The 20210-nt window shown below is 67.7% G+C and carries 15 protein-coding genes; 8 read left to right on the top strand and 7 right to left on the bottom strand.

Features of this window, described 5'->3' with window-relative positions; translation table 11 throughout:
- Positions 1–10: 10 nt before the first annotated feature.
- A complete protein-coding gene (locus OOZ48_RS10785; protein ID WP_269498159.1) occupies positions 11–928 on the bottom strand; it encodes an NAD kinase in 918 nt (305 codons plus the stop codon).
- A 116-nt stretch (positions 929–1044) separates the two neighbouring features.
- Here OOZ48_RS10785 and hrcA point away from each other — a divergent pair, with 116 nt between their 5' ends.
- The 5 genes from hrcA (at position 1045) to dnaJ (ending at position 7086) form a co-directional block, all read left to right on the top strand.
- Entirely contained in the window at positions 1045–2058 is a 1014-nt protein-coding gene (hrcA, locus tag OOZ48_RS10780) for a heat-inducible transcriptional repressor HrcA (RefSeq protein ID WP_269498158.1), read from the top strand.
- A 65-nt stretch (positions 2059–2123) separates the two neighbouring features.
- Positions 2124–3170 (top strand): ferrochelatase, encoded by a 1047-nt coding sequence (gene hemH / locus OOZ48_RS10775; protein WP_269498157.1) that lies wholly within the window; start codon positions 2124–2126, stop codon positions 3168–3170.
- Between the two features lie 108 nt (positions 3171–3278).
- On the top strand, positions 3279–3836 hold the full coding sequence (gene grpE / locus OOZ48_RS10770; protein ID WP_442867572.1) for a nucleotide exchange factor GrpE: 558 nt from the start codon (positions 3279–3281) through the stop codon (positions 3834–3836).
- 111 nt (positions 3837–3947) lie between these two features.
- The gene (dnaK, locus tag OOZ48_RS10765) at positions 3948–5870 is read left to right on the top strand and encodes a molecular chaperone DnaK (RefSeq protein ID WP_269498154.1); all 1923 of its coding nucleotides are present in this window, start codon (positions 3948–3950) and stop codon (positions 5868–5870) included.
- Positions 5871–5967: 97 nt separating this feature from the next.
- Positions 5968–7086 carry a molecular chaperone DnaJ gene (gene dnaJ / locus OOZ48_RS10760; protein WP_269498150.1) on the top strand — a complete coding sequence of 373 codons (1119 nt, stop codon included), beginning with the start codon at positions 5968–5970 and terminating at the stop codon, positions 7084–7086.
- On the opposite strand, the gene OOZ48_RS10755 is transcribed toward dnaJ, so the two are convergent.
- Entirely contained in the window at positions 7083–9857 is a 2775-nt protein-coding gene (locus tag OOZ48_RS10755) for a M16 family metallopeptidase (protein ID WP_269498148.1), read from the bottom strand. The two genes, dnaJ and OOZ48_RS10755, sit on opposite strands and share 4 nt — an antisense overlap.
- Positions 9858–9949: 92 nt before the next feature.
- Here OOZ48_RS10755 and OOZ48_RS10750 point away from each other — a divergent pair, with 92 nt between their 5' ends.
- The 3 genes from OOZ48_RS10750 (at position 9950) to tcuB (ending at position 13534) form a co-directional block, all read left to right on the top strand.
- On the top strand, positions 9950–10879 hold the full coding sequence (locus OOZ48_RS10750) for a LysR family transcriptional regulator (protein ID WP_269498146.1): 930 nt from the start codon (positions 9950–9952) through the stop codon (positions 10877–10879).
- Between the two features lie 84 nt (positions 10880–10963).
- Entirely contained in the window at positions 10964–12367 is a 1404-nt protein-coding gene (gene tcuA, locus OOZ48_RS10745) for an FAD-dependent tricarballylate dehydrogenase TcuA (RefSeq protein WP_269498145.1), read from the top strand.
- 15 nt (positions 12368–12382) lie between these two features.
- On the top strand, positions 12383–13534 hold the full coding sequence (gene tcuB / locus OOZ48_RS10740; protein ID WP_269498143.1) for a tricarballylate utilization 4Fe-4S protein TcuB: 1152 nt from the start codon (positions 12383–12385) through the stop codon (positions 13532–13534).
- Here the strand turns inward: tcuB and OOZ48_RS10735 are convergent.
- The 5 genes from OOZ48_RS10735 to OOZ48_RS10715 all read right to left on the bottom strand — a co-directional run bounded on the left by OOZ48_RS10735 (position 13531) and on the right by OOZ48_RS10715 (position 20201).
- Entirely contained in the window at positions 13531–14253 is a 723-nt protein-coding gene (locus tag OOZ48_RS10735) for an SDR family oxidoreductase (protein ID WP_269498140.1), read from the bottom strand. The genes tcuB and OOZ48_RS10735 overlap by 4 nt on opposite strands.
- Positions 14254–14314: 61 nt before the next feature.
- Positions 14315–16840 carry a branched-chain amino acid ABC transporter ATP-binding protein/permease gene (locus OOZ48_RS10730; protein WP_269498139.1) on the bottom strand — a complete coding sequence of 842 codons (2526 nt, stop codon included), beginning with the start codon at positions 16838–16840 and terminating at the stop codon, positions 14315–14317.
- A gap of 10 nt (positions 16841–16850) precedes the next feature.
- Complete coding sequence (locus tag OOZ48_RS10725) at positions 16851–17726, bottom strand: branched-chain amino acid ABC transporter permease (protein WP_269498137.1); 876 nt, start codon at positions 17724–17726, stop codon at positions 16851–16853.
- 76 nt (positions 17727–17802) lie between these two features.
- Positions 17803–19065: an ABC transporter substrate-binding protein gene (locus OOZ48_RS10720; RefSeq protein WP_269498135.1), complete on the bottom strand. Its 1263-nt coding sequence runs from the start codon at positions 19063–19065 to the stop codon at positions 17803–17805.
- Between the two features lie 167 nt (positions 19066–19232).
- On the bottom strand, positions 19233–20201 hold the full coding sequence (locus OOZ48_RS10715; RefSeq protein ID WP_269498133.1) for an NAD-dependent epimerase/dehydratase family protein: 969 nt from the start codon (positions 20199–20201) through the stop codon (positions 19233–19235).
- Between the last annotated feature and the right edge of the window lie 9 nt (positions 20202–20210).

Genomic DNA, 20210 nt, shown 5'->3' with positions numbered 1-20210 from the left:
GTGACGGGCCCTAGTCGGTGTCGGTATCGGTGTCGGGGTCGTGCCAGGGCTGCAGCATGCGGTTCCAGTTGAGCTTGCTGCGCAGGGTGGAAAAATAGCTGTAGCCCGTGGGGTGCAGGAAGCGCACCCGGTGCGGGCTGCGGCGTACGTCGATGCGGTCGCCCTCCTGGCAGTTCGACCAGGTCTGCATGTCGAAGTGGATGCTGGCGCCCGATTCGACCCGGCCCAAGGCCCGGATGGTGATGTTGAGCACGCCGTCGTCGGGCAGGGCGATCGGGCGGTTGGACAGCGTCTGCGGCGCCACGGGCACCAGCACCAGGGCCTCGACCTGCGGATGCAGGATGGGGCCGTTGGCCGACAGCGCATAGGCCGTCGACCCGGTGGGCGTGGCGATGATCAGGCCGTCGGCGCGCTGGCTGTACATGAATGTGCCGTTGAACTGGACGCGCAGCTCGATCATGCCGCCGCGCCCGGCGCGGTTGATGATGACGTCGTTCAGGGCCAGACCCGAGTACATTTCCTCGGTGCCGCGCATCACCCGGCCCTCGAGCAGGATGCGCTCGTCGGGTTCGTAGCCGCCGTTGAGGATGCTGGCGACGGCCTCGTCGGCGCTGTCCAGGGGGATGTCGGTGATGAAGCCCAGGCGGCCGTGGTTGATGCCGATCATGGACACGCCGCTGGTGGCCAGGCGGCGGGCGGCGCCCAGCATGGTGCCGTCGCCGCCCATGATGACGGCCAGGTCGGCGCGCCGGCCGATGTCCTCGAACGAGGCGAGGGGATATTCGGCGACCCCGGTGTTGCGTCCCGTGTCGGCCTCGATCAGCACGTCGCAGCCGGCGTGGCGCAGGGTGCCGGCCAGCCGGCGCAGCGGCGCGTCCAGCCCGCTGTCCTGGTATCGGCCCACGATGGCCACGGTCTTGAAGTGCATGGGACGGAATACCTCGCCGATTAATGGAATAATAGGGCAGAATCCGATTATAGGGGGATGCCCGGTGCGGCGCTGCCGTAGTGACCGCAGGACGGGCCCCCGCACTGGGACAGCACATGGATGACAGAGCCAAGGCGCTGCTCAAGGCGCTGATCGAACGCTACATCGACGATGGCCAGCCGGTGGGCTCGCGCACGCTTTCCAAGATGTTCGACCTGTCGCCGGCGACCATCCGCAACGTGATGGCCGATCTCGAGGACCTGGGCCTGATCCACAGCCCCCATACCTCGGCCGGCCGGGTGCCCACGCCGCGCGGCTACCGCATGTTCGTGGACACCCTGCTGACGGTCCAGCCCTACGACTTGGAACCCGCGGCGCGCATGCAGGAATTCCTGCCGGCGTCCGAGCCCGGCCGCGCCGTGACCGCCGCCGCCTCGCTGCTGTCCAATCTGTCGCAATTCGCCGGCGTGGTGCTGACGCCCAAGCGCTCCCAGGTGTTTCGCCACATCGAGTTCATCCGCCTGTCCGACCGCCGCGTACTGCTGATCATCGTCACGCCCGATGGCGACGTCCAGAACCGCATCCTGTTCGTCACCCGCGAATACACCGAGGTCGAACTCCTCGAGGCCAGCAATTTCTTCAACCGCAACTTTTCGGGGCGCTCGTTCCACGAGGTCCGCCTGTCCCTGGCCAACGAGCTGTCTTCCCTGCAGACCGACATCTCACGGCTGATGCAGGCGGCCGTCGAGGCCGGCACCAGCACCGAGGCCTCCGAGGACGACGCGGTGGTGATCTCGGGCGAGGGCAAGCTCCTCGGGATCTCCGAGATGACCGCCGACATGGACCGCCTGCGCCGCCTGTTCGCCCTGTTCGAGCACAAGACCGAACTCCTGCACCTGCTGGACGTCTCCAGCCAGGCCCAGGGGGTCCAGATCTACATCGGCGGCGACTCGCGCCTGGTGCCTCTGGAGGACGTCTCGGTCATCACGGCGCCCTATGGCGCGGACGGCAAGGTCGTCGGCACGCTGGGCGTGATCGGCCCCTCGCGTATGGCCTACGAACGCGTCATCCCCATCGTGGACCTCACCGCCCGCATGCTGTCCAACGCCCTCAGCCACGCATCCCCCTGAGGCGGCGGGGCCGCGCGCCCCATCCCGCACCACATTCTCCGCACGTACCCGCCAGTCCTTTGCCCATGCCCCGCTACCTGTCCGAACCCCCGAACCCCCAGGCCCTGAATCTCGAGGTTCCCGATACCGGGCCGGGTCCCGTGGGGGTGTTGATGATCAACCTGGGAACACCCGACGAGCCCACCGCCGCGGCGGTGCGCCGCTACCTGGGCCAGTTCCTGTCGGATCCGCGGGTGGTCGAGCTGCCCCCGCTGTTGTGGCAGGTGATCCTGCGCCTGTTCGTGCTCACCCGCCGGCCGGCGGCGGTGGCGCCCAAATACCGGGACATCTGGCTCGAGCGCGGCTCGCCGCTGCTGGTGTACAGCCGTGATCTGGCCGACGCGGTGGCCGCGGAATTGGCGGGGCGCGGCCTGGATGTGCGCGTGCACCTGGCGATGCGCTACGGGAACCCCTCGATCGCCGAGGGCGTCGACGCGCTGCGCTCGGCGGGCTGCGGCCGCATCCTCGTGGCTCCCATGTATCCCCAGTACGCCGCCAGCACCACGGCCACCGCGGTCGATGCCACCTGCGCGTACCTCGCCCGCCTGCGCCGCCAGCCGGCACTGCGCGCCATGGCATCCTTTCCGCAGGAACCCGCCTACATCGAGGCGCTGCACGAGTCCCTGCGCGAGCACTGGGCGCAGGCGGGCGTGCCCGATCGCGTGCTGCTCAGCTTCCATGGCTTGCCCGAGGCGTCCGTGCGCCAGGGCGATCCCTATTTCCGGGAATGCCTGGCCACCGCCCAGCGGCTGCGCGAACGCCTGGGCGCGGACGGATCCCGCCTGCACGTGGCCTTCCAAAGCCGTTTCGGGGCGGCGCCCTGGCTGCAGCCGTACACGCTGCCCACCCTGCGGGACTGGGCCCGCGAGGGCGTGGGCACCGTCGACGTGATGTGCCCGGGCTTTGTCGCCGACTGCCTGGAGACCCTCGAGGAAATCGACATGCAGTGCCGCGAGGCCTTCCTCGGCGCGGGCGGCCGCGCGTTCCGCTACGTGCCTTGCCTGAACGCGCGGCCGGCGTGGGCGCGCGCCTATGCGGACCTGATTGTCCGCGATCTGGGCGGCTGGCTGTAAAAGGGGTCTTGAAATCCGCGCGGACGCCCCCATGTCCACTAACATCGTTTTTCGTCCATCGTTCTATCCGTAGTGGAGACTCCCCGTATGTCGGCATCCGAGCAAGACCTGGATCCCCAAGATAAACCGATACCCGACAGCCGGCCCGGCCCCGAGGACGCGGCTGCCGAAGGTGCCGCGCCCGCAGAGGCGGGCGAGGACTTGGCGGCCCTGCTGGCCGACGCCGAGGCCAAGGTCGCCCAGTATCACGATCAGTTGCTGCGCGCCCACGCCGAGGTCGAGAACGTCCGGCGCCGCGCCCAGGAGGACGTCGCCAAGGCCCGCAAGTTCGGCATCGAGTCCTTTGCCGAAAGCCTGATCCCGGTGCGTGACAGCCTCGAGGCGGCCCTGGCGCAGGCCGGGCAGACCGCCGAGGCCTGGCAGGAGGGCGTCGAGGCCACCCTGCGCCAGTTGAACGGCGCCTTCGAGCGCAACCAGATGCGCGAGATCGCCCCCGCTGCCGGCGATGTCTTTGATCCGCACCGCCACCAGGCGATCTCCAACGTGGCTTCCGAACACCCGCAGGGCACCGTCGCCCAGACACTGCAGAAAGGCTACCTGCTGGCCGACCGCGTGTTGCGCCCGGCGCTGGTCATGGTGTCGGCCGGCCCCGCCGACACCGCCTGATTCCGGCACGGACCCGGCGCGCTTCGCTTGAAATCGCGCCAGGCACCCCCACATTAGAGCCATCGGTGGATCACCACCCCATTCATCCAATCATCGACAGGATCCGCAAACATGAGCAAGATCATCGGTATCGACCTGGGCACCACCAACAGCTGCGTGTCAGTGCTGGAAGGCGGCAAGGTCAAGATCATCGAAAACTCCGAGGGCACGCGCACCACGCCCTCCATCGTCGCCTACATGCCCGACGGTGAAATCCTCGTGGGCGCGCCGGCCAAGCGCCAGGCCGTCACCAATCCCAAGAACACCCTGTTCGCGGTCAAGCGCCTGATCGGCCGCAAGTTCGACGAGAAGGCCGTGCAAAAGGACATCGACCTGATGCCCTACCGCATCATCAAGGCCGACAACGGCGACGCCTGGGTCGAAGCCCAGGACAAGAAGCTCGCGCCGCAGCAGATCTCGGCCGACATTCTGCGCAAGATGAAAAAGACCGCCGAGGACTACCTGGGCGAGGAAGTCACCGAGGCCGTGATCACGGTGCCGGCGTACTTCAACGACAGCCAGCGCCAGGCCACCAAGGATGCCGGGCGCATCGCCGGCCTCGAGGTCAAGCGCATCATCAACGAGCCCACCGCGGCGGCCCTGGCCTTCGGCCTGGACAAGGCGGAAAAGGGCGACCGCAAGATCGCCGTCTATGACCTGGGCGGCGGCACGTTCGACGTGTCCATCATCGAGATCGCCGACGTGGACGGCGAAAAGCAGTTCGAGGTGCTGTCGACCAACGGCGACACCTTCCTGGGCGGCGAGGACTTCGACCAGCGCATCATCGACTACATCATCGGCGAATTCAAGAAGGAATCCGGCGCGGACCTGTCCAGGGACGTGCTGGCCCTGCAGCGCCTGAAAGAAGCCGCCGAAAAGGCCAAGATCGAACTGTCCTCGACGCAGCAGACCGAGATCAACCTGCCGTACATCACGGCCGACGCCTCCGGCCCCAAGCACCTGAACATCAAGATCACTCGCTCCAAGCTCGAGGCCCTGGTCGAGGAGCTGATCGAGCGCACGATCGAGCCCTGCCGCATCGCCATCAAGGACGCCGGCGTCAAGGTGTCCGACATCGACGACGTGATCCTGGTGGGCGGCATGACGCGCATGCCCAAGGTCCAGGAAAAGGTCAAGGAATTCTTCGGCCGCGATCCGCGCAAGGACGTGAACCCCGATGAGGCCGTCGCCGCCGGCGCCGCCATCCAGGGCTCCGTGCTCTCGGGCGACCGCAAGGACGTGCTGCTGCTGGACGTGACCCCGCTGTCGCTGGGCATCGAGACCCTGGGCGGCGTGATGACCAAGATGATCAAGAAAAACACCACGATCCCGACGCGGTTCTCGCAGGTGTTCTCGACGGCCGACGACAACCAGCCGGCCGTGACCATCAAGGTCTATCAGGGCGAGCGCGAAGTCGCCGCGGGCAACAAGGCCCTGGGCGAGTTCAACCTCGAGGGCATTCCGCCCGCTCCGCGCGGCCTGCCGCAGATCGAGGTGACCTTCGACATCGACGCCAACGGCATCCTGCACGTGTCCGCCAAGGACAAGGGCACCGGCAAGGAAAACAAGATCACGATCAAGGCCAGCTCCGGCCTGACCGAGGACGAGATCGAGCGCATGGTCAAGGACGCCGAGGCCAATGCCGAGGAAGACCACCGCATCGCCGAGCTGGCCCAGGCTCGCAACCAGGCCGACGGCCTGGTGCATGCCACGCGCAAGTCGCTGACCGAATACGGCGACAAGCTCGAAGCAGCGGAAAAGGACGCGATCGAGGCGGCCATCAAGGATCTCGAGGACGCCATCAAGGGCGACGACAAGGCGGCGATCGACGCCAAGTCCGAGGCGCTTGCCACGGCCTCGCAGAAGCTCGGCGAAAAGATGTACGCCGACATGCAGGCCCAGGCGGCGGCCGAGGGCGCGGCGTCGGCCGATGCGGCCCAGCCGGCCGATGACAACGTGGTCGATGCGGACTTCAAGGAAGTCAAGCGCGACTGATCGCGACACGCCTCGTACGGGCCCGGTTGCGGCGCTTCGGCGCCGCGCCGGGCATCTTTCCTTCCAATAGCTGCGCAGCGCAGGCACGTAAATATCAATGGCAAAACGCGATTTCTATGAAATCCTCGGGGTGGCCAAGAACGCCTCGGACGATGACATCCGCAAGGCCTACCGCAAGCTGGCCATGAAATACCACCCGGACCGCAATCCGGACAGCAAAGAAGCCGAGGACAAGTTCAAAGAGGCCAAGGAGGCCTACGAGGTCCTGTCCGACGAGGAAAAGCGCGCGGCCTACGACCGTTTCGGGCATGCGGGGGTCGATCCGAATGCGGCCGGCGCCGGCATGGGCGGCGCCGGTGGCTTTGCCGACGCCTTCGGCGACATCTTCGGCGAGATCTTCGGCGCCGGGCGCCGCGGCGGCGGGCCGCAGGTCTACCGGGGCGCAGACCTCAAGTACAACCTCGAGATCAGCCTCGAGCAGGCCGCCAATGGTTTCGACACGGAAATCCGCATCCCCAGCTGGGAATCCTGCGAGACCTGCCACGGTTCGGGCGCCAAGCCCGGCACCTCGCCGCGCACCTGCCACACCTGCGGCGGCAGCGGGGCGGTGCGCATGCAGCAAGGCTTTTTCAGTGTGCAGCAAACCTGCCCGACCTGCCACGGCTCGGGCAAGGAAATCACCGATCCCTGCGCCGATTGCGACGGCGTCGGCCGCATCCGCAAGAACAAGACCCTGCAGGTCAAGATCCCGGCCGGGATCGACGACGGCATGCGCATCCGCTCATCGGGCAACGGCGAACCGGGCCTGAACGGCGGGCCGCCGGGCGACCTGTTCGTCGAGATCCGCATCAAGCCGCACGGGATCTTCCAGCGCGATGGCGAGGACCTGCACTGCGAATTGACCATCCCGTTCACCAAGGCGGCGCTGGGCGGCACCCTGGAGGTGCCCACGCTGTCGGGCCGCGGGGAAATCACCATCCCCGAGGGTACCCAGACGGGCAAGACCTTCCGCCTGCGCGGCAAGGGCATCAAGGGCGTGCGCTCCAGCTATCCGGGCGATCTGTACTGCCACATCGCGGTGGAAACCCCGGTGCGCCTGAACGACGAGCAGAAAGCCCTGCTGCGCCAGTTCGAGGCCTCGCTGAGCAACGGCGGCGACCGCCACTCACCCAAGAGCGAGTCCTGGACCGACAAGGTCAAGAACTTCTTTTCCTAGGACGGATCCGGATCCGCCGCCACCGCCACGCTGAAGCCCTCGGGATCCAGCGTGGCGCGCAGCGCGGCGTTCACCTGTTCGGCATCCAGCGCCCGCAGCTTGGCCTGGAAGTCCAGCAGCCAGTCAAAGCTGCGGTCCGTGCGCAGGTAATGCATCCAGCGCAGCGCCAGGCGGCGATCGCTCGAAAGCCCGAGCTGCTGGAAATTCAGCAATGAACCCACCGCATCGCGGACTTCATCGTCGGTGAAGCCGTCGCGCAGTGCCGCGCGCAGCGTATCGCGCACCGCCGATTCCAGCGCGGCGGCGTTCTGCGGCGCCATGCTGGCGAACAAGGTCCACGAACCGGACGGCTCCCAGGGCGAGGCGTCGAGCGCGCTGCCGACGCTGTAGGACAGGCCGTCGCGCACGCGGATGCGCTGCCACAGGCGCGAGTCCTCGGATCCGCCCAGCAGGTAGTTGGCGACCGTGAGGGCGGGATAGCGGGGATCGGTATCCTGCAGCTTCAGCGGCAGCGTGGCCAGGTAATTGGCGTTGGCCTTGCCCGGCGTGGGAATGTGGAAGGCCCGGGCCGGCACCGCATGCCAGGGGCGCGGGATGCGCGTATAGGCCGGCGCCGTGCGCCAGCCCTCGAGCCCTGCGCGCAGGCTGGCCTCGAGGGCCTCGGGGTCGAAGTCCCCCACGACGGACACGGCCACGTCGCCGGCGCCGTAGAACCGCTCATGGAAGGACGCCAGATCCTCGCGCGTGGCCCCTTCGACCTCGGCGAGGGTTTCCTGCGGGGTCGGGGTGTAGCGGATGTCATCCGGACCCCAGGGCTGGCCGTGGCGCTCCAAGGCGTTGGCGGCGAGCGAGCCCGGGTCCGACATGGCGAATTCCGTGGCGGTCGCCACGCTGCGGCGGATCTTGGCCAGCTCGTCGGCCGGGAAGGTCGGCTCGCGCAGCAGCCGCAGGACCAGCCCGATCAAGTCGGGCAGGTGTTCGCGGGTGGTCTGCATATCGACGCGCACGGTGTTCTCGTCGCCGTCGATGTCGATCTCGGCGTCCAGGGCGTTGAGCCGGTCCTCGATCTGCTGGCGGTCCAGGCCCTGCGCGCCGCGCTGCAGCATGGTCGAGGTCAGTGCGGGCACGACGCCCAGGCCCTTGAATTGCTCCACGGATCCGAAGCGCAACTGCAGCACGGCCTGGACCTGATCGCCGGGCGTGGGCTTGGGCAGCAGCGCCAGGTGCAGGCTGCCGTTGGGCATCTCGACGGTCCGCCGCTGCGTCGCCGCGTCGATGGCCTGGGGGCTGGTGTCGAAGTCGGCGACCTCGGGGCGCGAGGTGCCGGTTTCAAGCGGCGCGAGCAGGGTATCCAGATCCACGGCCGCCGCCCGGGGCGGGTTCTGCGGTTGCGGGGTCGGCAGATAGAGCCCGGTGGTGCGATTGGCGGGCAGCAGCCAGGCATGCAATTGGGCCTGCACCTGTTGCAGCTCCAGGGCCTCGACCTGGTCGCGCACCAGGAAGAACAGGCGCCAGTCGCCCAAGCCGGCGGCGTCCGACAGCGCGGAAGCCAGTGCGCCGGGCTGGTTGTAGATCTGTTTCCATTGCCGCAGCCAGGCGGTGCGCACGCGATCCAGGGCCGCCTGGTCCAGGGCGTCGATGCCCGGGCCTTCGAGGGTGGAGGCCAGGGTGTCCAGTGCCTTGTGCGCATCGGCGCCGGGCTGGACCTGCGCGCCGAACACCACATAGCCGGGCTGCGCCAGGCGCCGCGCATCGCCGAATACACTGCTGGCGAGACCCTCGTCGACCAGCGCGCGGTACAAGGGGCCGGAGGGCGCATCGGCGAGCATGTCGGCGCCGATCGACAGGGCGGCGGCCTCGGGGGCCGGGCCGGCGGGGATGTGGTAGAGCGCCAGGGCCAGGGGGCTGCCGCCGGGGCGGCGCAGCGTGATCGAACGTGCGCCCTGCTGGACGGGTTCGACCGTGTATTCGGCGGGCAGGCTGCGTTCGGGGCGCGCGATCGGGCCGAAATCCGCCGCGATCCAGGCCAGGACCTGGTCCGGATCGAAGCGGCCGGCGACGATCAGGACGGCGTTGTCGGGCTGGTAATAGCGGTCGTAGAAGGCGCGCAGCCGGGGGATGTCGACGTGCTCGACATCCGAGCGCGCGCCGATCACGCTGCGGCCGTAGGGGTGCCACATGTAGGCGGCCGCGACGGTCTGCTGCAGCACGGAGCCGAAGGCGCTGTTCTCGCCGCGCTCCATCTCGTTGCGCACGACGGTCATTTCGGCGTCCAGGTCGGCGCGGCTGACGCGCGCGTGGCGCATGGCGTCCGCCTGCCAGGCGAGGAACCAGCGCAGGGTGTCGGGATCGCTGGCAAAGGTGGCGTAGTAGTCGGTGACGTCCAGGCCGGTCGAGCCGTTGGCCGCCAGGCCCCGGCGCGAAAACTCGGCCAGCGCGTCGGGCTGGGTCTCGGTGCCGCGGAACATCAGGTGTTCGAGCAGATGCGCCATGCCGGTCTCGCCCGGGCCTTCCCGCCGCGATCCCACGAGGTAAGTCATGTTGACCGTGGTCTGGGGGCGCGAGGCATCGGGCGCCAGCACCACCCGCAGGCCGTTGTCCAGGCGGTATTCGCTGACGCCCTGGACCATCGGGCCCGCCTGGATCCCGGCGGGCGGCGTCGGTGCCGCGGAGACCTGCGCGACAGGGGCGGCGGCTGTTTCGGCCTGGCCGGCCTGCGGCACGAGCGGCCAGGACAGGACGAGCAGGGCGGTCAGGGCGAGGCGGAGCATGGGCTGTTTCATGGAGGGCGCGGGAACGGACGGGCGCGCCCGGGCTGGGCGCAAGACCCTTACCTTAACGCAGATTCGGCTACTATCGATCCATGGAAATCCGCCAACTGCGCTACTTCGTGTGCGCGATCGAGCAAGGCAGCATGGGCAAGGCCGCGCGCGAGCTCGGCGTGGTGACCTCGGCGCTCAGCCAGCAGATCAGCCGCCTCGAATCCGAGCTCGCGACCCGCCTGCTGCAGCGCACCGCGACGGGCATCATCCCCACGGATGCGGGCATCGCGTTTTTTCGCCAGGCCCAGCTGGCGCTGCGCAACATCGACGCCGCCGCGCGCGCGGCGCGCCAGGCGCGCCTGTCCGGCCATGTCAGCGTGGGCCTGGCGCCGACCACGGCGGCCGTCCTCGGGCTGCCTCTGATCCTCGCCATGCGCGAGCGCTATCCGGACGTGCGCCTGCACCTGGTGGAATCGCTCTCGGGCCACCTGGGGGCCATGCTCAATGCCCGCCAGCTCGACCTGGCGATCCTGTTCAACGACGATGCGGGCCGCAAGTGGTCGGTGACCCCGCTGCTCGAGGAGCGCCTCTATGTGATCGCAGCCCAGGGCTTCAAGGGTTTTCCACGGCGCAAGACCGTGCGCCTGGCGGGCCTGGCCGGGCTGCCGCTGGCCATGCCCACGCACATGCACGGGCTGCGCAGCGTCCTGGCCTCGGCGGTGCGCCGCCAGGCGGTCGGGCTGGACGTCACGATGGAGATCGATTCGCTGGCGTTGCTGATGGATGCGGTGGCCGCCGGACTGGTGGCCACCATACAGCCGGGCGCGGCCGTCACCCGCCTGGCGGCGCACGGCCTGGCGATGGCGCAGATCTCGGACCCGGGACTGGTGCGCCGCAATCTGCTGGCCAGCCTTTCCGACGACGAGCTCTCGCCAGCGGCCCTGGCCGCCCGCGTGGTGATGCGCGATACGGCGCGGGCGCTGGCCGACGGCGGCCGATGGGTGGGCGCGCATAGTCTTCACGAAGCGTGAACAGGGCTTGAGGCCACGCGGTCTAGCGGGCCGCCGCCGCCCGACCTATGCTCTACAGGGTGTTCAATCCCTGGTGTGCCGATCATGCTCGATGTCCTGGTCATCGGCGGCGGAAACGCCGCTCTGTGCGCCGCGCTGATGGCGCGCGAAGCCGGCGCCGAGGTGCTGGTGCTGGAGTCCGCCCCGCGCGAGTGGCGTGGCGGCAATTCCATGCATACGCGCAACCTGCGCTGCATGCACGACGCGCCCCAGGACGTGCTGGTGGACGCCTATCCCGAGGAGGAGTTCTGGCAGGATCTGCTCAAGGTCACGGGCGGGCGCACCAACGAGGAACTGGCGCGCATCGCGATCCGCGCCTCGGCGACCTGTCGCGGCTGGATGCGGCGCCATGGGGTGCGTTTCCAGCCGTCCCTGTCGGGCACGCTGCACGTGGCCCGCACCAATGCGTTTTTCATGGGGGGCGGCAAGGCCCTGGTCAATGCCTACTACCGCAGCGCCGAGGCGCTGGGCGTGCGCATCCGCTATGACGCCACGGTGGACAGGCTGGAACTGGAGGACGGGCATTTTCGCGCCGCCTGGCTGGGCGACGAGCGCATCGAGGCGCGGGCCTGCGTCGTCGCCTCGGGCGGCTTCGAGTCCAATCGCGAATGGCTGCGCGAGGCCTGGGGGCAGAACGAGGCGGGCGAATGGCCCGCCGAGAACTTCCTGATCCGCGGCACGCGTTTCAACCGCGGCGTCCTGCTGCGCGACCTGCTGGACCAGGGCGCGGACCGCATCGGCGATCCAACGCAGTTCCACTCGGTGGCGATCGACGCGCGCGCGCCGCTGTACGACGGCGGGATCTGTACGCGGATCGATTGCGTGTCGCTGGGCATCGTGGTCAACCGCCAGGCGCTGCGCTTCTACGACGAGGGCGAGGACTTCTGGCCCAAGCGCTATGCCATCTGGGGGCGACTGGTGGCCCAGCAGCCCGGCCAGATCGGCTATTCCATCATCGACGCCAAGCCGATCGGGCGCTTCATGCCGCCGGTGTTCAAGGGCGAGCGCGCCGACACCCTGGGGGAGCTGGCCCGGCGCGTGGGGCTGGACGAGGCCGCCTTCGTGCGCACCGTGACCGAGTACAACGCCGCCTGCCGCGTCGGGCATTTCGACCACGAGGTGCTGGACGACTGCCACACCGAGGGCCTGTCCCCGCCCAAGACCCATTGGGCGCGGCCCCTGGATACGCCGCCATATTACGCGTATGCGCTGCGCCCCGGCATCACCTTCACCTACCTGGGGGTGCGGGTCGATGCGCAGGCCGCCGTGCATTTCGGCGGCCAGCCCAGCGACAACCTGTTTGCGGCCGGCGAGGTCATGGCCGGCAACATCCTGGGGCAGGGCTACACCGCCGGCGTGGGCATGAGCATCGGCACGGCCTTCGGCCGCATCGCCGGCGCCCAGGCCGCCGCGGCCGCCGTGCGGCAGCCCGCCCCAGCCATTGCATAGCCACGAGGAATCCGGATGCAGACCCTGCAAACGCTCACCCAGGACGCGGTGTCCACCCTGATGCTGTCGCCCGAGGAGTCCGAAGTCGACCGCGTCATGACCATCTGCAATGCCTGTCGCTATTGCGAGGGGTTTTGCGCTGTATTTCCGGCGATGACGCGCCTGCTGGAATTCAACAAGGCCGACATCCACTACCTGGCCAATGTCTGCCACAACTGCGGCGCCTGCCTGCATGCCTGCCAGTACGCCGCGCCCCACGAATTCGACGTCAACGTGCCACGCGCGCTGGCGGCGGTGCGGCCGCAGACCTACGCCGAGTTCGCCTGGCCGCCGGCGCTGGGCCGGCTCTACCGGCGCGCCGGCCTGACGATGGCCCTGGCGACCGCGGGCGGCCTGGCGCTGTTCCTGTTGCTGGTGCTGGTGATCAACCAGGGGTCCTGGCTGCATGCGCCGCTGGCGGGCAATTTCTATGCGATCTTTCCGCACAACACGCTGGTGCTGATGTTCGGCACCGTGTTCCTGTACGCCGTCGTGGCCCTGGGGCTGGGGGTCGCCTCGTTCTGGCGCATGCTGTCGCCGCCCGCGGTCGGCGCTGCGGTCATGGGGGCTGCGAGCCTGGATGCCGCGGGCAAGGCCTTGACGCTGAAATACCTGGACGGCGGCCACGGCGAGGGCTGCAACGACGAGGACGACCGCTATACCCTCAGGCGCCGGGTATTCCACCACCTGACCTTCTACGGCTTCGTGTGCTGTTTCATCGCCACTTCGGTGGCGACCCTCTATCACTATCTATTGGACTACCAGGCGCCGTATCCGGTGATCAGCGTGCCGGTGCTGTTCGGCATCGTGGGCGGGATCGGCCTGCTGATCGGGCCGGCCGGCCTGCTGTGGCTGAACCTCAGGCGTCATCCCGCGCATGCCGTGGCGGCCCAGCAGCCGATGGACCGGGGCTTCATCGCCCTGTTGCTGCTGGTCAGCGCCACCGGCCTGGCGCTGCTGGTCTTTCGCGACACGGGGGCGATGGGATTGTGGCTGGCGCTGCACCTGGGCGCGGTCATGGCGTTCTTCCTGACCATGCCCTATGGAAAATTCGCCCATGGGGTGTTCCGTTCCGCCGCCTTGCTGAAGAACGCGCTCGACAAGCGCGCGCCGCAACGCCAATCCTAGACCAGGCCGCCGTTGGGCTGGATCACCTGCCCGTGCACCCACGAGGCCTTGCCCGAGGCCAGGAAGGCGACCACCGCGGCGACCTCGGCCGGATCGCCCACGCGGTTGAAGGGACTCATCGCCGCCGAGCGCTGGATGGCCTCGGGGCCTTTGCCCGCGCGGAACAGGTCCGTGTCCACCGGGCCGGGCGCCACGGCGTTCACGTGCACGCCGCGCGAGGCCACCTCCTTGGCCAGCGAGCGCACCAGGCATTCGACGGCGGCCTTGGTCGCGCTGTAGGGTCCGATACCCGGGACGGCGTGGCGCACCAGCGAGGTGGTCACGGCGATGATGGCGCCGTCGTCCGCCACGTTGCGGGCCGCCTCGCGCAGCACGTTGAAGGCGCCGACGATGTTCACCTCGATCAGCCGGCGGAAGTCCTCGGTGCTGAACTGCGCCAGGGGGCTGGGGGGCACGTTGATGCCGGCGTTGGCCACCACGCAGGCGGGCGCGCCGCCGAAATCGCGCGCGACATCGGCAAAGACCCGGGCCACTTGCGCCTCGTCCTGGATGTCGGCCGCATAGCCGGCGCAGCGCGCCTGGCCGATGCGCTCGGGAAAATCCCCCGCCTGGGCGACATAGGTATAGGCGACGTCGAAGCCGTCCTCGGCCAGGGCCTGGACGCAAGCCGCGCCGATGCCGCGCGAACCGCCGAATACGAGGGCTGTTTTCTTGCTCATGGGGAATCCTTTGGAATGAGGGTCGATGGGGTGAAAGGCGCGGGCCGGCGCGGGCGCCGGCTCACAGCCAGAGAATCTGCTTGCGGTACTCCAGATCGGTCAGCAGCGGTTGGGCCGGCCCCTCGTGGAAGACCGAGCCGCGCTCCAGCGCATAGACCCGATCGGCCAGCGCCAGCACCAGGTCCAGATTATGCTCGACGATGATGATCGAGATGTGTTCGCGCAGGCGATCGAATACGGTGAACAGTTCCTGCACCACCGCAGGCGCCAGGCCCTCGAAGGGCTCGTCGAGCAGCAGCAGCCGCACATTGCCCGACAGGGCGCGGGCCACCGCCACCATCTGCTGTTCGCCGCCCGACAGATAATCGGCGGCCACGTCCATGCGTTCCTTGATGCGGGGAAAGAACTCAAAGATCCGCGCCTCGTCCCAGACGACCCCGCTGCGCCCGTCGGTGGGACGGGCCTGCCGCCCCAGGGCGAGGTTCTCGGCCACGGTCATGCCGGCGAACAGCCCGCGGCCCTGCGGCACGTAGCCGATACCCATGCGGGCGATGTCCGGCGCGGCGAAGCCCGAGATCTCACGGCCCGACAGGCCGATCGTCCCGGAGGCGGGGCGCACCAGTCCGATCAGGGTCTTGAGCAGGGTGGATTTGCCGGCGCCGTTGCGCCCCAGCAAAGCCACGATCTCGCCCTCGCGCACCTCCAGCGAGGCCTTGTCCAGGATGTGGCTCTTGCCATAGTAGGCATCGACCTGGTCGACACTCAGCAGCAGGGGCCGGTCGGCGGTCGGCGTCGCCGAGCGCCCGACCACCGGGGGCGTGCCGGTGCCGGTGTAGATCTCCTGCACCCGGCGGTCCTGGCGGATGGCCTCGGGGTCGCCGGTGACCAGCACCTCGCCCTGGTTCATCACCGTGACCTGGTGCGAGAACGAGAGGACCCGGTCGATGTCGTGCTCGACGATCAGGACCGGGATGTTGTCCGCGATGGTCTGGATCAGGCGCGAGACGCGTTCGCGCTCGGCGGCCGCGAGGCCGGCCAGCGGCTCGTCCAGCAGCAGGACGCGCGGCTTGGACCCCAGCGCGATGCCCAGGTCCACCAGCCGTTGCCCGCCATAGGACAGCTGGTCGCCGCCGACGTCCTCCATGCCCTCCAGCCCGAGGAATTTCATGAGCTCGGCCGTTTCCGCGTGGACCTCGGGATAATCGTCGATGTCGCGCCACAGGTTGAAGTGCCCGGGCCGGCGCGCCTGCAGCGACAGGCGCAGGTTTTCATAGATCGACAGCCCCTTGAACAGGCTGGTGATCTGGAACGAGCGCGCCAGGCCCAACTGGCAGATGGTCTCGGGGTGCTCGCGGTGGATCTCGCGTCCGTGCAGCAGGACCTTGCCCGAGGTCGGCATGAACATGCCCGAGATCAGGTTGAAGGTCGAGGTCTTGCCCGCGCCGTTGGGCCCGATCAAGGCGTGGATCTGCCCGGTCCGCACGGTCAGGTCCACGTCGCGCACGGCCTGGATGCCGCCGAAGCGGACGTTCAGGCCGCGGGCCTGCAGCACCTCGCCGGGACTGGCATCGGGGCGCAGGAAGGCGGGCAGCGGCAGGCCCTCGTGGATCTTGCGCCGGCTCATGGCGGCGCTGTCGGCCGGCGGCGGCTTGAGGCGCCCGCGCAGCGCGGCCCAGATGCCGGTCAGGCCGGAGGGCGAGAACAGCACGAAGGCCATGAAGATCAGGCCGAACCACAGCAGCCAGTTGTCGGTATAGATGGAGAACAGTTCCCGGAACAGCAGGTAGAACAAGGCCCCCAGGGCGGGCCCCAGCAGACTGTGCATGCCGCCGATCACCACCATGGCCAGCAGTTCGCCCGAGAACGCCACGGTGGTGGATTCCGCCGCCGCGAGGTGGTGCAGGAAGACCAGCAGGGCGCCGGCCAGCCCGGTGACGCAGGCCGACAGGATGAAGACGACCAGCTTGTAGTATTCGACGCCGTAGCCCTGGAACGTGGTGCGCAACTGGTTTTCGCGGATCGCCACCAGGACATGGCCGAAGGGCGAGCGCGTCACGCGCAGCAAGGCGTACAGCACCAGGGTCGCGATGACCGCCGTCATGATGTAGTAGGCCAGGTAATCGTCCAGGTCGATGGGTCCGATCGCCCCGCGCTGCAGCCCGCCCAGGCCCCCTTCGCCGCCGGTCACGCTGGTCCAGCGAAAGGCGACTGCGAAAGTCAGGGCGGACAGCGCAAGCGTCAGCAGGGCGAAATACACCCCTCGGCGGCGCAGGATGAGGAAACCGGTGACCAGCGCCACCAGCGCCGTGAAAGCGATCGAAAACAGGATCGGCATGAAGATCTGGCCGGGAAACCAGTGGATCTGCGCGAGGGCCGCCGCATAGCCGCCGATGCCGAACCAGGCGCTGTGGCCGAAGGACACCAGGCCGGTGTAGCCCACCAGCAGGTTCAGGCCCATGGCGGCCATGGACAGGATCACCACCAGCGTGGCGCTGTCCAGCGTCAGGCCGATGCCCTGAAAGACGACCGGCAGGAGGGCCAGGCAGAGCATGCCGATCCACAGGGGTTGGTACTTGTTGCGGTTCATCTGTCCAGCCTCACTCGAAGCGCTCGATCCGCTTGCCGAGCAGCCCGCGCGGGCGGAACATCAGCACCAGGAACATCAGCACGTACATCGAGGCCTCGCCGGCGGCGGACTCGAAATAGATCGTGATGCCGCGCACCACGCCGACCAGCATCGCAGCCAGCACCACTCCCCAGAAACTGCCCAGCCCGCCGATGATGACCACCACGAAGGCGACGGTCATGATCTCCGTGCCCATGGCGGGGTGGACGACTGCGATCGGCCCGAACAGCACGCCGCCCAGCGCGGCCGTGCCGACGCCCAGCATGACGATCGCCGTCATGTAGGGCTGCAGGCGGATGCCCAGCGCGGCCACCATGTCGGGTTTCTGCACCCCGGCGCGGATGACCCGGCCAAAGGGCGTCTTGTGCAGCAGCAGCCAGATCCCCGTCATCACGATCAGGACGACCAGCAGGATGAACAGGCGGTATTTCGAAAACAGGAAGTCGCCGGCGGACACCGAGCCCTTGAAGACCGCGGGCATGGTCGAGGGCAGCGGCGAGGCGCCCCAGATCATGCGGATCAGCTGTTCGACCACCATCGCCAGGGCAAACGTCACCAGCAGGCTGAGAATGGGGTCGGCCGTGTAGAAGCGGCGCAGCAGGAATCGCTCGAACAGGATGCCCAGCAGGGCCACCAGCACCGGCGTGATGATGATGCTGCCGCCGAAGCCCAGGTGGCGCATGACCTCCAGCGAGACATAGGCGCCCAGGGCGTAGAAGGCGCCATGGGCGAGATTGACGATGCCTCCGACGCTGAAGATCAGGGACAGGCCCAGAGCGAGCAGCAGGTAATAGCCGCCGAGCACCAGGCCGTTGACGGCCTGTTCCAGGAAAAAAATGAATTCCATATCCGTCCAGAGGGAAGGGGAAAACGCGGCCGCGCGCGCCGGGCGAAGGGCCGCCGGCGGCGCGGCCGTGCCGGTCCTACATGACGCAGGTGTTTTCCGATTTGGGCGGCGCCAGCACCTCGAGCGACTGGTCGGCCGCCGGGACCGGGTCGCCGAAGACCAGGAAGTCCTGCGGCCCCTTGACCTGGTCGGCCGGCATCACGGTGAAGGGATAGGCCTCTTGCATGAGCTGGTGGTCCCATGGGCGGAAATAGGCCTTGCGCGCCTTGAGGATGTCGAATTCCGCGCCCGATTCCAGATAGGCGATGAGCTTGTCGGTATCGGTCGATTGGGTCTCGGTGATCGCCTGCGCGAGGATCTTGAGCGAGATGTACTCGATCCAGGCGTGGTTCTCGGGAATCTTGTCGTATTTCTTGGTGAACTCGGCGACGAAGGCCTGGGTCCCGGGGGTCTGCAGCTTGTGGTGCCACACCGTCGGCCAGATGCCGCTGAGGTTGCCGGGGCCGGCCGCCCACGCATCCGCCGTATTGAGGTTGAAGCCGGCGATGGGATACTGCAGGCCGAATTCGGCGTATTGCTTGACGAAGTTCGTCACCTGGTTGCCGGCGAGGTTGCAGGCGACCACGTCGGGCCTGGCCTGGCGGATCTTCAGCAGGTAGGGGCTGAAGTCGGTGACGTCGGTGGCCACGAGTTCGTCGCCGATGATGGTGCCGTCGTGCGCCTTGACGAACTTGCGCACCGCCGCCGACAAGTCATGGCCGAACAGGTAGTCGGCCGTCAGGGCGTAGATCTTTTTCCCCTTGATGAGGCCGTCGCGCGCCAGGGCCTCGCCGGCGGCATTGACCATCACCGTGACGGGGATGTCGATGTGGAAGGTATAGCGGTTGCAGTCCTTGCCGCGCAGCGTGTCGGAGCGCGCGCCGGTGTTCAGGAACAGGACCTTGTTGCGGGCGGCGACCTGCGAGATCGCCAGGGCCGATGCCGAGCTGATCTCGCCCATCAGCGCCATGACGTGGTCGCGCTCGATCATGCGCTGGGCCTTGGAGGAGGCGACCTGCGGATTGACGGAGTCCTCGGACACGACGTCGAGCTTGCGGCCCAGCAGCCCGCCGCCGGCGTTGATCTGCTCGGCGGCCAGCTGGATGCCCATGACGGCGTAGTTGCCCAGGGCGCCGAGGAACCCCGTCATGGGGGTCAGGTGGCCGATCTTGATGGGATCCGACTGGGCGTGGCCCAGCAGGGGGAAACCAAATGCTGCGCTACCGATCAATGCCGCGCCGGATTTCAGCACGGTCCGGCGCGGAACTGACGCGCTCGTATTCTGCCTGCCGTTCTTCATGGCGATGTCTCCGATGGGTGGACGATGCAGGGATGCCCCTGCGGCGTACTTCTGCTTCTTGTTTGAATGACAAGTCGATGATAGGGGTTTATGCCCCTCATCATGAAATACCGTTTTTCGAGATAGGGTATAGGCTATTCCTATGGCCCCGCCATGCTCGACCTCCTTTATTTCTCGCTGCTCGCGCCTGTTCGTTCCGCTTTGGCTGCGCGAATGGATTTTTCGATGCCGGCACGTAGATCGTATCGAGGGCTGTATCCCAATTCCGCCTGTGCTCTGCTGATATCCAATGCGCCTTTGCGAGCCGTTGGGAACTGATCGCCGTGCAGGTACGGGCCTGGGGCTGTCGAGACGTCGGCGTCGGGGATGAATTCACGGACGAGCCTGGCCACGTCATCGATGGTGGGCGCCTGCCCCGTTGCGATGTGGTAGGCGTCGAACCGATGGTTTTCTTTGTCCAGGGCCAATAGGACGCCGGCCACTGTATCGTCGATATAGACCTGGTCCACCGCCAGATCACCGCCGGTTTTCAGGTGGTAAGCGGTTCCTTCCAGTGCGGCGTCGATAAATACCTTGGGAACACGCGCCCTGGGCAGCTTGGGGCCGTAGACCCAACATGTGCGTGCATTGATGCATTCCAGGCCATAGCGATCCGTGTAGATGCGGCCGTAATGCTCAGTGGCGAGTTTGGTCAAGCCGTAGATGCTGGTGGGTTTTTGGGGGTGTTCTTCGGTAATGATAGGCGCGGTGAAGTCGCCATAGGTTTCTTCGGTGCTGACATGAACCACCCGTTTGACGCCATGGTGGCGCATCGCCTCAAATAAATTGATCGAGCCCTCGGTGTTGACCCGCAGGGCTTTGATGGGCACGTCCGCAGCCAACACGACTCCGACAATCGCGGCGGTATGGACGACTGCTGTCGGCTGGTGAGTGATGAAGACATCGACGACCTGGCTCCACTCCCCGAGATCCGCCTCGACCAATGTCAGTGCGGGTTGCGCCGCGGCTAGCTCGATCGATGCGGGCGATGATCGCAGGTCCAGTGACACGACATGGTCACCACGCGCCAGCAGCGCCTTGACGATTGCGATCCCCAGCCAGCCAGAAGCCCCAGTGACAAGAATTTTCCGCGACATGTTGCGCCT

It is taken from the genome of Castellaniella sp. S9, assembly GCF_027257175.1.
GTDB lineage: Bacteria > Pseudomonadota > Gammaproteobacteria > Burkholderiales > Burkholderiaceae_B > Castellaniella.
The sequence above is the reverse complement of the archived record's forward strand: the minus strand, read 5'-3'. Positions and strand labels throughout refer to the sequence as shown.

Coding starts and splice junctions, on each gene's coding strand:
- OOZ48_RS10785 (WP_269498159.1), bottom strand. CDS start 928: ATGCACTTCAAGACCGTGGCCATCGTGGGCCGATACCAGGACAGCGGG.
- OOZ48_RS10750 (WP_269498146.1), top strand. CDS start 9,950: ATGGAAATCCGCCAACTGCGCTACTTCGTGTGCGCGATCGAGCAAGGC.
- OOZ48_RS10725 (WP_269498137.1), bottom strand. CDS start 17,726: ATGGAATTCATTTTTTTCCTGGAACAGGCCGTCAACGGCCTGGTGCTC.
- hrcA (WP_269498158.1), top strand. CDS start 1,045: ATGGATGACAGAGCCAAGGCGCTGCTCAAGGCGCTGATCGAACGCTAC.
- dnaJ (WP_269498150.1), top strand. CDS start 5,968: ATGGCAAAACGCGATTTCTATGAAATCCTCGGGGTGGCCAAGAACGCC.
- tcuA (WP_269498145.1), top strand. CDS start 10,964: ATGCTCGATGTCCTGGTCATCGGCGGCGGAAACGCCGCTCTGTGCGCC.
- dnaK (WP_269498154.1), top strand. CDS start 3,948: ATGAGCAAGATCATCGGTATCGACCTGGGCACCACCAACAGCTGCGTG.
- OOZ48_RS10715 (WP_269498133.1), bottom strand. CDS start 20,201: ATGTCGCGGAAAATTCTTGTCACTGGGGCTTCTGGCTGGCTGGGGATC.
- OOZ48_RS10735 (WP_269498140.1), bottom strand. CDS start 14,253: ATGAGCAAGAAAACAGCCCTCGTATTCGGCGGTTCGCGCGGCATCGGC.
- OOZ48_RS10720 (WP_269498135.1), bottom strand. CDS start 19,065: ATGAAGAACGGCAGGCAGAATACGAGCGCGTCAGTTCCGCGCCGGACC.
- tcuB (WP_269498143.1), top strand. CDS start 12,383: ATGCAGACCCTGCAAACGCTCACCCAGGACGCGGTGTCCACCCTGATG.
- OOZ48_RS10730 (WP_269498139.1), bottom strand. CDS start 16,840: ATGAACCGCAACAAGTACCAACCCCTGTGGATCGGCATGCTCTGCCTG.
- hemH (WP_269498157.1), top strand. CDS start 2,124: ATGCCCCGCTACCTGTCCGAACCCCCGAACCCCCAGGCCCTGAATCTC.
- OOZ48_RS10755 (WP_269498148.1), bottom strand. CDS start 9,857: ATGCTCCGCCTCGCCCTGACCGCCCTGCTCGTCCTGTCCTGGCCGCTC.